The organism is Bacillus sp. PK6-026, from assembly GCF_054161455.1.
On sequence record NZ_CP096418.1, the window covers coordinates 1733540 to 1745732 of the forward strand.

The window sequence follows — 12193 nt, forward strand, 5'->3', positions numbered from 1 at the left end:
GTGAATGTTTAGAAGGATTTTACGATTTCTCATCGAAACCTAGACAATCGATCTATGATTATATAAAATGAAAGCGCAGTCTATTTTTATTTTTGCTACATAAGTTAGGAGGATGGGAAATGAATATCCATGAGTACCAAGGGAAAGAAGTACTCAGACAATACGGAGTGGCTGTTCCGGAAGGTAAAGTGGCATTTACAGCAGATGAAGCGGTCAAAGCAGCGGAAGCGCTGTCCAGCTCGGTTTATGTCGTGAAAGCTCAAATTCACGCCGGCGGACGCGGTAAAGCTGGCGGGGTTAAAATTGCAAAATCAAAAGAAGAAGTCAAAGCCTATGCGGAAGAATTGTTGGGGAAGACGCTTGTCACTCACCAGACGGGTCCTGACGGCCAGCAAATAAAACGCTTACTTATTGAAGAAGGCTGCGATATCAAAAAAGAATACTATGTCGGTCTGGTTCTTGACAGGGCGACTTCACGCATCGTGCTGATGGCATCCGAAGAAGGCGGCACGGAAATTGAAGAAGTCGCTGAAAAAACGCCGGAAAAAATCGTCAAAGAAGTGATCGATCCGGCTGTCGGACTGCAGGGTTACCAGGCGAGAAAAATCGCCTTCGCCATCAATATCCCGAAAGAGCTTGTCGGCCAGGCTGTTAAGTTTATGATGGGATTGTACAAGGCGTTTACTGAAAAAGACTGTTCCATTGCTGAAATCAATCCGCTCGTCGTCACAGGTGACGGAAAAGTCATGGCCCTTGACGCCAAGCTGAACTTTGACAGCAATGCGCTATACAGACAAAAAGACATCTTGGAGTACAGAGATCTCGATGAAGAAGATCCGAAGGAAATCGAAGCATCCAAGTATGATTTAAGCTATATTTCGCTCGATGGAAACATCGGCTGCATGGTCAACGGAGCGGGGCTTGCGATGTCGACCATGGACATTATCAAGCACTACGGAGGGGAACCGGCCAACTTCCTTGACGTTGGAGGCGGCGCGACAGCTGAAAAGGTAACGGAAGCGTTCAAGATCATTTTGTCTGATCAAAACGTCAAAGGGATCTTTGTCAATATTTTCGGCGGTATCATGAAATGCGACGTCATTGCAGAAGGTGTTGTTGAAGCGACGAAACAAGTCGGTCTGACATTGCCGCTTGTCGTTCGCCTTGAAGGCACCAATGTCGATCTCGGCAAGAAGATCCTCGATGATTCAGGACTCAATATTACGTCTGCGGAATCAATGGCTGACGGCGCGCAGAAAATCGTATCCTTAGTGAAGTAAGAAAGGCAGGGGACCAAAATGAGTGTATTTATTAATAAAGACACAAAAGTCATTGTTCAGGGGATAACGGGTTCAACCGCTTTGTTTCACACAAAGCAGATGCTTGAATACGGAACGAAAATTGTCGGCGGAGTCACACCAGGCAAAGGCGGAACAGAGGTTGAAGGGGTGCCTGTGTTCAACACGGTCGAAGAGGCTGTAAAGCAGACCGGGGCAAATGCGTCTGTCATTTACGTTCCTGCGGCTTTTGCAGCCGATGCGATTATGGAAGCGACAGATGCTGAGCTTGATCTTGTCATCTGTATTACTGAGCACATTCCGGTGCTGGATATGGTAAAAGTTAAAAGGTATATGGAAGACAAGAAAACAAGGCTCATCGGTCCGAACTGTCCAGGAGTCATTACGCCTGAGGAGTGTAAAATCGGGATCATGCCCGGATATATCCATAAAAAAGGCCATGTCGGCGTTGTGTCGCGTTCAGGAACCCTTACATATGAAGCGGTTCATCAGCTTTCAGAAGCAGGAGTCGGCCAGTCAACGGCAGTGGGCATCGGCGGAGACCCTGTCAACGGGACGAACTTCATCGATGTGCTGAAGGCGTTTAATGAAGATCCTGATACACATGCGGTAATCATGATCGGCGAAATCGGCGGAACAGCTGAAGAGGAAGCGGCCGAATGGGTGAAAGCCAACATGACCAAACCTGTCGTCGGTTTCATCGGAGGAAAAACAGCGCCTCCTGGCAAACGTATGGGGCATGCCGGCGCCATCATTTCCGGAGGAAAAGGAACAGCGGACGAAAAGGTCAAAACAATGAACGCCTGCGGAATCGAAGTGGCTGAAACGCCTTCTGTTATGGGAGAAACATTGATTAAAGTGCTGAAGGAAAAAGGCCTTTACGAAACGTGTAAAACACATTGATCTTAACATGAGCGGGAATAGTCCGATTGGTCTATTCCTGCTTTTTCATAACTGGTTAAATCGTTTAGTACTTTCAGATTGTTTTGTTTTAAAAATGTTTGGAGGTTTTTGAATGAACGACAGCAGCGAGCTTTTGATATTGCTCCGCCTTCGCGGCACACTCTCCCCTTCTCTGCTGACCAAGTGGTGGAAGCAGGATCCTTCCTTGTCTCTTACGGGCGAAAAAAACCATCTTTTAACGAAGCTTTCATTAAAAAGATCAGACTTGTGCTCCATACGAAAACTGGCGAAACAAGAACTGTCTAATGTTAAACGGCTCATCCGTTCTTACGAAGCGGCCGGAGTCCGCATGGCCGCCATATGTTCCCCCGATTATCCAGCCAGCCTGAAAACCATTCATGACCCGCCTCCCGTCCTTTTTTTAAAAGGAGATGTTAAACTTCTCAATGAACAAAGACTGATCGGAATCGTCGGAACCCGCAGCCCGTCATTATACGGAAAAAGAGCAGCGGTTCACCTTGTCAGGGAGCTTTGCAAAAAAAGCTGGACGATCGTCAGCGGCCTTGCAAAAGGAATTGACGGTCTTGCCCATCAGGAGAGCATCTGTTCAAAGGGAAGGACAATCGGCGTCATCGCGGGCGGATTCAATAGCATATATCCCCGTGAACACCGCCAGCTCGCCGGTCAAATGGCCGAAAACCACCTGCTGGTATCAGAGCACCCTCCCCACGTTAAACCTCAAAAATGGCACTTTCCGATGCGAAATCGGCTGATCAGCGGATTAACGGAAGGAATCGTTGTCGTCCAGGGAAAGGAAAAGAGCGGGTCGCTCATCACAGCATATCAAGCCCTTGAGCAGGGGCGGGAGGTGTTCGCCGTGCCTGGTCCGATCTTTGACGCCAACTCTTTCGGTCCTTCAAGGCTGATCCAGGAAGGGGCGAAACTCGTATTGAATATTGAAGATATTTTGAGCGAACTGCCGCCTTCACGCACTCAATATCCGGAACCTGTTTAGAATTATCGTTTGACAAACTGTATTGTAATATTTAATAATAGTGAGGATTTCAAGTTTAAACGCTTTAATCGGCGTTCAACATATAGAAGGATTAAATCAGACACTTTTCGTAAAAATAATGATTATATAAACGACGATTATGCTGAATACAATAAAAAGGCTAAATTGAAAAGAGAGAGAACACCTCTTGAGGGGGATAATGTTATGTCCGAATACTTAGTCATCGTGGAATCGCCTGCAAAGGCAAAAACGATTGAGCGATACTTAGGAAAAAAATATAAAGTGAAAGCTTCGATGGGACACGTCAGAGACTTGCCGAAAAGCCAGATGGGCGTTGACATCGAGCAGAACTTTGAACCAAAATACATCACGATCCGCGGGAAAGGCCCCGTGTTAAAAGAATTAAAAACGGCCGCCAAAAAGGCAAAAAAAGTCTATCTCGCAGCCGACCCCGACAGGGAAGGGGAAGCGATCGCGTGGCATTTGGCACACAGCCTTGATCTGGATCTGAATTCCGACTGCCGCGTCGTATTTAATGAGATTACAAAAGATGCGATCAAAGATTCATTTAAGCATCCGCGCATGATCAATATGGATCTTGTCGACGCCCAGCAGGCGAGAAGAATTCTGGACCGCCTTGTAGGGTACAAAATCAGCCCGATTTTATGGAAAAAAGTAAAAAAAGGCTTGAGTGCGGGACGTGTCCAATCTGTTGCACTCCGCCTTATCATTGACAGAGAAAAAGAAATCAACGATTTTAAACCTGAAGAATATTGGACCATTGAAGGGTCTTTTCTCAAAGGCAAAGAAACATTTGAAGCGAGTTTCTTCGGAATAAACGGCGAAAAGCACCAGCTGAAAAGCGAAGAAGATGTAAAACAAATCCTCTCCCAGATCAAAGGGAACAAATTTGAGGTTAAAAAGGTTACGAAAAAAGAACGGAAGCGGAACCCTGCGCTCCCGTTTACAACATCGACGCTTCAGCAGGAAGCGGCGCGTAAATTAAATTTCCGGGCAAAGAAAACGATGATGATCGCCCAGCAGCTTTATGAAGGAATCGATCTCGGCAAAGAAGGAACTGTCGGGTTAATCACTTATATGAGAACGGATTCAACCCGCATCTCGAATACAGCTCAAGAAGAAGCGGCATCATTCATCGGCGAACAGTACGGAAAAGAATTTTTGGGGAGCAAGCGAAAACCTGCCAAAAAGAATGAAAACGCCCAGGATGCCCACGAAGCGATCAGGCCGACCTCGGTGCTCAGAAAGCCTTCCGATCTGAAGGCGGTATTGGGAAGAGACCAGCTTCGACTATACAAGCTGATCTGGGAGCGCTTTGTCGCAAGCCAGATGGCTCCGGCGACACTCGATACGATGAGCGTTGATCTTGAAAACAACGGGTTGACATTTCGGGCGAACGGCAGTAAAGTCAAGTTTTCAGGTTTCATGAAGGTGTACGTTGAAGGAAAAGACGATCAGATGGAAGAGAAGAATAAGATGCTTCCGGATCTCGCTGAAGGCGACACCGTTCTTTCAAAAGATATCGAACCCGAACAGCACTTCACACAGCCGCCTCCGCGCTATACGGAAGCAAGGCTGGTCAAAACGCTTGAAGAGCTGGGAATCGGCCGTCCGTCGACTTACGCGCCGACGCTTGACACAATTCAAAAGCGCGGGTATGTCGCCCTTGATAACAAACGCTTTATCCCGACTGAACTCGGTCAAATCGTGCTTGACTTGATCATGGAGTTTTTCCCTGAGATCATTAATGTTGAGTTCACCGCCAAAATGGAAAAAGAGCTTGATGACGTTGAAGACGGAAACATTCAATGGGTGCAGATCATCGATTCCTTTTACAAGGACTTTGAAAAACGCGTTGAAAAGGCGGAAGCCGAGATGCAGGAAGTGGAAATCGAACCGGAGTATGCGGGTGTGGACTGTGAAGAGTGCGGCCACCCGATGGTCTATAAAATGGGCCGCTACGGCAAATTTATGGCCTGCTCCAATTTTCCGGACTGCCGCAACACCAAGCCGATTGTAAAAGAGATCGGGGTCAAATGCCCTTCATGCAAAACCGGCAACATCGTCGAGCGCAAATCGAAAAAACGCCGTATTTTTTACGGCTGTGACCGCTATCCTGAATGCGAATTCGTATCATGGGATAAACCGCTTGAACGGAAATGTCCGAAATGTGAGGACATGCTTGTCGAGAAAAAGCTCAAAAAAGGCGTTCAAGTGCAGTGCGTGAATTGCGATTATAAGGAAGAACAACAAAAGTAGCGGTGAGCAGGGCTTTGCTCACCTTCTTTGTTGTGTTAAAAGATGAAGTCAACTCATAAATTAGGAGATGTGAATATGAATCAAACAGTAAATGTCATCGGTGCAGGACTTGCCGGAAGCGAAGCTGCATGGCAGCTTGCCAAGCGAGGTATCAATGTCCGTTTATACGAAATGAGGCCTGTTAAACAAACGCCGGCACACCATACAGATAAATTCGCAGAACTTGTCTGCAGCAACTCGCTTCGGGCGAATTCATTAACGAACGCTGTCGGTGTATTAAAGGAAGAAATGCGGGTTCTTGACTCGGCCATCATCGCTGCTGCTGACGAATGTTCTGTTCCTGCCGGCGGTGCGCTTGCCGTAGACAGGCATGAATTTGCCGCAAACGTTACCGAAAAAGTAAAGAATCATCCGAATGTGACTGTGCTCAATGAAGAAGTCACGGAAATACCGGAAGGACCGACTATTATTGCAACAGGACCGCTGACGTCAGAATCGCTTTCCGCGAAGCTCCGGGAGCTGACAGGAGAGGACTATCTGTACTTTTATGACGCCGCTGCGCCGATAGTTGAGAAAGACAGCCTTGACATGGATAAAGTCTATTTGAAATCCCGCTATGACAAAGGGGAGGCAGCGTATTTGAACTGTCCGATGACTGAAGAAGAGTTTGACAGATTTTATGACGCCCTTGTGTCTGCGGAAACTGTTCCATTGAAAGAATTTGAAAAGGAAATCTTCTTTGAAGGCTGCATGCCGATTGAAGTCATGGCGAAGCGCGGCAAAAAAACGATGCTGTTCGGCCCGATGAAGCCTGTCGGTCTTGAAGATCCCAAAACAGGAAAGCGTCCATACGCCGTTGTGCAGCTGCGCCAAGATGATGCAGCCGGCACGCTTTACAATATCGTCGGTTTTCAGACCCACCTCAAATGGGGCGACCAAAAGGAAGTACTCCGCCTTATTCCGGGACTGGAACAAGCTGAAATCGTCCGCTACGGCGTAATGCACAGAAATACGTTCATCAACTCGCCGAGTCTTTTAAAAGCGACCTACCAGTTTAAAAAACGGGACGATCTGTTTTTCGCCGGCCAAATGACAGGTGTTGAAGGGTATGTTGAATCAGCGGCTTCAGGTCTTGTTGCCGGAATAAATGCGGCTCGGCTCATCCAGGGAAAAGAACCGGTCACTTTTTCAAATGAAACAGCGATCGGCAGCATGGCCCATTACATCACGGAAACAAACAAGAAAAACTTCCAGCCGATGAATGCGAACTTCGGTCTGTTCAAGGAATTGGGGGTTAAAATTAAAAACAAGCAGGAACGAAATGAACAGTATGCTTCGCGCGCATTGGAGACAATTCAAAATATTTCGAAAACGCTATAGTTATTCATTGCCAGATGAACTTGTTATGTGATAACATTTAAAAGCCCTTTTCGAAGAGGTGTAATGATGGCAAATGTTAAGAATTTTTTAACTTTATTCATTGAATATTTACAAATAGAAAAGAATTATTCAAAATATACAATTGTGGGTTACATTTCTTCTATTGAAGACTTTGAACGCTTTTTACAAGTTCAGGGCATAAAAGGTTTTGAAGACGTGACTTATCCGGATGTGAGAATTTTCTTGACGGAAGCGCATGAAAAAGGGCTTACTCGCAGGACGATCAGCAAGAAAATTTCGGCTCTGCGAAGCTTCTATAAATTTTTATTAAGGGAAAAGATGGTAAAAGAAAACCCGTTTCTGCTTGTCAGTCTTCCGAAACAGGATAAACGGATTCCAAAATTTTTATATGAAAAAGAACTTGAAGAACTGTTTGAGGTTTCGGACTTGAGTACACCGCTCGGCCAAAGGAATCAGGCGCTCTTGGAACTTCTTTACGCAACAGGCATGCGGGTAAGCGAACTTTGCAGCCTGAAGGAATCCGATTTGGATCTGTTTTTAGATACGGTTTTGGTTCACGGGAAAGGCAGGAAGCAAAGGTATATTCCATTTGGTTCATTCGCCCGGGAGGCTTTGGATCTGTATTTGCAAAATGGAAGACGCATCCTGCTGTTAAAAGCGAAAGAGCCTTGCCCTTTTATTTTTTTGAATCAAAGGGGCGGGCCCTTAACCCCGAGGGGGGTTCGTTACATTTTGGGAGAACTGGTCAAAAAGACTTCGGGTACATTACATATACATCCGCATATGCTCCGCCATACTTTTGCCACCCATTTGTTAAATGAGGGTGCGGATCTCAGGAGCGTTCAGGAACTGCTTGGGCATTCAAACCTTTCTTCAACCCAGGTGTATACGCATGTATCTAAAGATATGCTCAGAAAGACATATATGTCTCATCACCCTCGGGCACATAAAGGGAAATAAAGGAGGTTCTTTTATGTCATCTTTTCACGCAACGACGATATTCGCCGTCCAGCACAACGGAAAAAGCGCGATGGCGGGAGACGGCCAGGTTACGTTCGGTCAGGCTGTCGTCATGAAGCATACCGCTAGAAAGGTAAGAAAGCTCTTCAACGGGAAAGTCATTGCCGGCTTTGCCGGTTCTGTTGCGGACGCTTTCACGCTCTTTGAAATGTTTGAATCGAAGCTTGAAGAGTACAACGGCAATTTACAGCGTGCGGCAGTCGAGCTTGCAAAAGAGTGGCGAAGCGATAAAGTCCTCAGAAAGCTTGAGGCGATGCTGATCGTCATGAACGCTGACAGCATGCTGCTCGTTTCCGGAACAGGCGAGGTGATTGAACCTGACGACGGCATTTTGGCGATCGGCTCAGGCGGAAACTATGCCCTGGCAGCCGGAAGGGCGTTGAAACGTCATGCAGGCGGCCAGCTTGACGCAAGAGCGATTGCGAGGGCCTCACTTGAAACCGCGGGCGAAATCTGTGTGTATACGAACGATCAGATCATTGTAGAAGAACTTGAATAGAAAGGATATGAGGCATATGGAAAAAAAGCCGCTGACTCCTAGGCAGATCGTCGAAAGGCTTGATCAATACATCGTCGGCCAGCTCGATGCGAAAAAAGCGGTCGCCGTGGCATTGAGGAACCGCTACAGAAGAAGTCTTCTTGATGAAAAACTGCGCGAAGAAATCGTTCCGAAAAACATATTGATGATGGGTCCGACAGGTGTGGGAAAAACCGAGATTGCAAGACGAATCGCGAAGCTCGTCGGCGCTCCGTTCGTCAAAATCGAAGCGACGAAGTTCACGGAAGTCGGTTATGTGGGCAGAGATGTTGAATCGATGGTCAGGGATCTTGTGGAAACGTCAATCCGCCTCGTCAAAGAGGAAAAAATGAACGAAGTGAAAGGCATCGCCGAAGAAAACGCAAATAAACGCCTCGTCCGCCTGCTTGTACCGGGAAGGAAAAAACAGTCAGGTGCGAAAAATCCTTTTGAAATGCTGTTTGGCGGTAATCAGGATCAAGAGACGAATGAAGCGGAAAAGCATGAAGACACGGATATCGAAAACAACCGGAAGCGGATTGCACATCAGCTTGCTCTCGGCGAGCTTGAAGACCATTATGTCACCGTGGAGGTGGAGGAGCAGCAGCCATCCATGTTTGATATGCTCCAAGGCTCGGGTATGGAACAGATGGGCATGAACATGCAGGATGCGCTCAGCAGCCTGATGCCGAAAAAGAAAAAGCGCCGCAAGCTGACGGTTAGGGAAGCACGAAAAGTGCTGACGAATGAAGAAGCGGCAAAGCTCATCGATATGGACGAAGCTGCCCAGGAGGCCGTCCTGAGAGCCGAACAGTCGGGAATCATCTTTATCGATGAGATCGATAAAATCGCCAAAAAGAGCGGTGCTTCTTCATCGGCCGACGTCTCAAGAGAGGGCGTGCAGCGCGATATTCTTCCGATTGTAGAAGGCTCTACCGTCATGACAAAGTACGGTGCGGTCAAAACGGATCACGTGCTGTTCATCGCTGCAGGTGCATTCCATATGGCGAAGCCTTCAGATCTAATTCCAGAGCTGCAGGGACGCTTTCCGATCCGCGTTGAGCTTCAAAAGCTGAGCATCGATGATTTTGTGAAAATCTTAACTGAGCCTGACAACGCTCTTCTAAAGCAGTATAAGGCTTTATTGAAGACGGAAGGTATATCTCTTGAATTTTCTGACGATGCTATTCGTAAGATTGCAGAAGTGGCTTATCATGTGAACCAGGACACAGACAATATCGGGGCGAGAAGGCTTCACACCATTTTGGAACGGCTTTTGGAAGAACTGTCATTCGAGGCTCCGGATGTAACGATGGAGGAAGTTGTCATCACGCCTCAATATGTTGAAGAAAAGCTCGGTTCGATCGCTAAGAATAAGGATTTAAGCCAGTTTATTTTATAAACAATTAAATAAGAGTAATTTAGGAGGATCAATTTATTATGGCTTTATTACAAAAAACAAGAAAGATTAATGCAATGCTGCAAAATGCGGCAGGGAAGCCGGTTAATTTTAAAGAAATGGCCGAAACGCTTCGCGATGTGATTGATTCGAACATTTTCGTCGTCAGCCGCAGAGGAAAGCTTCTCGGTTTCTCGATCAACCAGCAGATCGAAAATGACCGGATGAAAAAAATGCTTGAAGAGCGCCAGTTTCCTGAAGACTATACAAAAAGTCTGTTCAACATTCCGGAAACTTCATCCAACCTTGACATTAACAGCGAATATACGGCTTTCCCTGTGGAAAACCGCGATTTGTTCCAAGCGGGTCTGACCACAGTCGTTCCGATCATCGGAGGAGGCGAAAGACTCGGCACCTTGATTCTGTCCCGCCTTCAGGAGAAATTCGAGGATGACGATCTGATCCTTGCCGAATATGGCGCAACGGTCGTAGGAATGGAAATTCTCAGAGAGAAAGCTGAAGAGATCGAAGAGGAAGCACGCAGCAAAGCGGTCGTTCAAATGGCGATCAGTTCATTATCTTACAGCGAGCTTGAAGCAATTGAACATATTTTTGAAGAGCTTGACGGAAATGAAGGTCTGCTTGTCGCAAGTAAAATTGCAGACCGCGTCGGCATCACCCGCTCGGTCATTGTCAATGCGCTGCGCAAACTTGAAAGCGCCGGTGTCATTGAATCAAGGTCATTAGGGATGAAAGGCACATACATTAAAGTCCTGAACAACAAATTTTTAATGGAATTAGAAAAACTAAAGTCTCATTAAAAGATGAAAGCCGCAGAACATGCCGTTCTGCGGCTTTTTTTATTTCACGTTTTAAACTATATTATCGTAATTTTTTCATATCAAAAACAACTAAAATGCGGTGCTGAATCAATGCGTTGCTTGAATAAAAAATATACTAACATAATGTTTTGAAACTTTAACAAACGTAACATTACATAGTTCTTATAATCTAGGTCGAAATACCTATTCATAAAATAGATATTTATTACGATTTTTTTTTGCGTCCAGATCATAGACTTTAAGCCTATTATTCCTTACAATAGGCTTATGGTTTTTACAATTCTCGACAAGATTTTGAGACAGATGGAAAAAGATTGGAGGTATTTGGCGATGGATATATTTTCAGGAACAATACATAGACTAGAGGGAGCCTTGAATCAAGCGAACATTAAGCAAAAAGTCATAACGAACAATCTGGCCAATGTAGACACACCGAACTACAAGGCGAAAAAAGTATCCTTCAAAAATGTGCTGAATGAGGAGTCCTCCCGAATTAACGCTATAAAAACAGACTATAGACACATTGACTTCAAAGGGAATGAGTCAAATTATTCAGTTGTGTCGAGAAAGAATACAAGTTATCAGGAAAACGGGAACAACGTGGACGTTGATCAGGAAATGAGTGAAATGGCGAAAAATCAAATCCAGTATCAAGCGCTGGTTGAAAGAATAAGCGGCAAATTCAACTCACTGCGGACCGCGATTACAGGAGGTAAATAATGGGGGTATTCAATAGCATCAACATCTCAGCTTCGGCGTTGACTGCACAGAGAGTCAGAATGGATACCGTTTCTTCCAACCTGGCAAACATGGACACAACAAGAGCGAAGCTGGTCGACGGACAGTGGCAGCCGTATAGGAGAAAGCTTGTATCGACGGCTCCGAAAGGCGAATCTTTTTCATCCGTGCTCCAATCATCGATGAATGCATCGGCGAGAGTCGGTGAAGGGGTAAAGGTGACCAAGATCACCGAAGACAAAACACCGTTTAAACTCGTTTATGATCCGACGCATCCCGACGCAAACGAAGACGGATACGTGCAGATGCCGAATGTCGATCCGCTAAAAGAGATGGTTGATTTAATGGGCAGCACAAGGTCATATGAAGCGAATGTCACAGCGATGAACGCGACAAAAGGAATGCTGATGAAAGCACTAGAAATCGGAAAGTAGGGTGATGACACGAATGGTTAATGGAATCTCTCCATTTGGAATTCAACCCGTGCAGGCGGGAACGAATGCAACAAATCAGATCACGAACAAGCAGGACGGTTCAGAGAACCAAGTCAGCTTTTCCAACGTGCTGAAAGATTCTATCAATGCTTTGAATCAATCTCAAAATGAATCTGATAAACTGACAAACGCGCTTGCTCTCGGTCAGGATGTCAACCTTGATGAAGTGATGGTTGCAGCCCAGAAGGCAAATATTACATTGACGGCTGCGACGGAATTCCGCAACAAAGCGGTTGAAGCTTATCAGGAAATCATGAGAATGCAAATGTAAGAAAGGAGTCTGAAA

The 12193-nt window shown here is 46.0% G+C and carries 12 protein-coding genes; all 12 read left to right on the forward strand.

Annotated elements, in window-relative coordinates:
• The first annotated feature begins 119 nt into the window (after positions 1 to 119).
• The 12 genes from sucC to fliE all read left to right on the forward strand — a co-directional run bounded on the left by sucC (position 120) and on the right by fliE (position 12178).
• A complete protein-coding gene (gene sucC / locus M1D59_RS08840) occupies positions 120 to 1280 on the forward strand; it encodes an ADP-forming succinate--CoA ligase subunit beta (RefSeq protein ID WP_020451378.1) in 1161 nt (386 codons plus the stop codon).
• Between the two features lie 18 nt (positions 1281 to 1298).
• Positions 1299 to 2201, forward strand: a complete 903-nt coding sequence (gene sucD, locus M1D59_RS08845; RefSeq protein WP_020451379.1) for a succinate--CoA ligase subunit alpha — start codon at positions 1299 to 1301, stop codon at positions 2199 to 2201.
• 112 nt (positions 2202 to 2313) lie between these two features.
• The gene (gene dprA / locus M1D59_RS08850) at positions 2314 to 3216 is read left to right on the forward strand and encodes a DNA-processing protein DprA (RefSeq protein ID WP_026579738.1); all 903 of its coding nucleotides are present in this window, start codon (positions 2314 to 2316) and stop codon (positions 3214 to 3216) included.
• 204 nt (positions 3217 to 3420) lie between these two features.
• The gene (gene topA, locus M1D59_RS08855) at positions 3421 to 5496 is read left to right on the forward strand and encodes a type I DNA topoisomerase (RefSeq protein ID WP_020451381.1); all 2076 of its coding nucleotides are present in this window, start codon (positions 3421 to 3423) and stop codon (positions 5494 to 5496) included.
• 75 nt (positions 5497 to 5571) lie between these two features.
• Entirely contained in the window at positions 5572 to 6876 is a 1305-nt protein-coding gene (gene trmFO / locus M1D59_RS08860) for an FADH(2)-oxidizing methylenetetrahydrofolate--tRNA-(uracil(54)-C(5))-methyltransferase TrmFO (protein ID WP_020451382.1), read from the forward strand.
• A 66-nt stretch (positions 6877 to 6942) separates the two neighbouring features.
• Entirely contained in the window at positions 6943 to 7857 is a 915-nt protein-coding gene (xerC, locus tag M1D59_RS08865; protein ID WP_020451383.1) for a tyrosine recombinase XerC, read from the forward strand.
• Positions 7858 to 7870: 13 nt separating this feature from the next.
• Positions 7871 to 8416, forward strand: a complete 546-nt coding sequence (hslV, locus tag M1D59_RS08870; protein WP_458117943.1) for an ATP-dependent protease subunit HslV — start codon at positions 7871 to 7873, stop codon at positions 8414 to 8416.
• 16 nt (positions 8417 to 8432) lie between these two features.
• Positions 8433 to 9836, forward strand: a complete 1404-nt coding sequence (hslU, locus tag M1D59_RS08875) for an HslU--HslV peptidase ATPase subunit (RefSeq protein WP_020451385.1) — start codon at positions 8433 to 8435, stop codon at positions 9834 to 9836.
• Between the two features lie 38 nt (positions 9837 to 9874).
• Positions 9875 to 10654, forward strand: coding sequence for a GTP-sensing pleiotropic transcriptional regulator CodY (codY, locus tag M1D59_RS08880; RefSeq protein WP_003181756.1), 780 nt, complete (start codon positions 9875 to 9877; stop codon positions 10652 to 10654).
• Positions 10655 to 11005: 351 nt separating this feature from the next.
• Complete coding sequence (gene flgB, locus M1D59_RS08885; RefSeq protein ID WP_020451387.1) at positions 11006 to 11395, forward strand: flagellar basal body rod protein FlgB; 390 nt, start codon at positions 11006 to 11008, stop codon at positions 11393 to 11395.
• Positions 11395 to 11847: a flagellar basal body rod protein FlgC gene (gene flgC / locus M1D59_RS08890; RefSeq protein ID WP_025811385.1), complete on the forward strand. Its 453-nt coding sequence runs from the start codon at positions 11395 to 11397 to the stop codon at positions 11845 to 11847. The genes flgB and flgC overlap by 1 nt, the downstream gene beginning before the upstream one ends.
• A gap of 13 nt (positions 11848 to 11860) precedes the next feature.
• Positions 11861 to 12178 (forward strand): flagellar hook-basal body complex protein FliE, encoded by a 318-nt coding sequence (gene fliE, locus M1D59_RS08895; RefSeq protein WP_020451389.1) that lies wholly within the window; start codon positions 11861 to 11863, stop codon positions 12176 to 12178.
• Positions 12179 to 12193 lie beyond the last annotated feature (15 nt).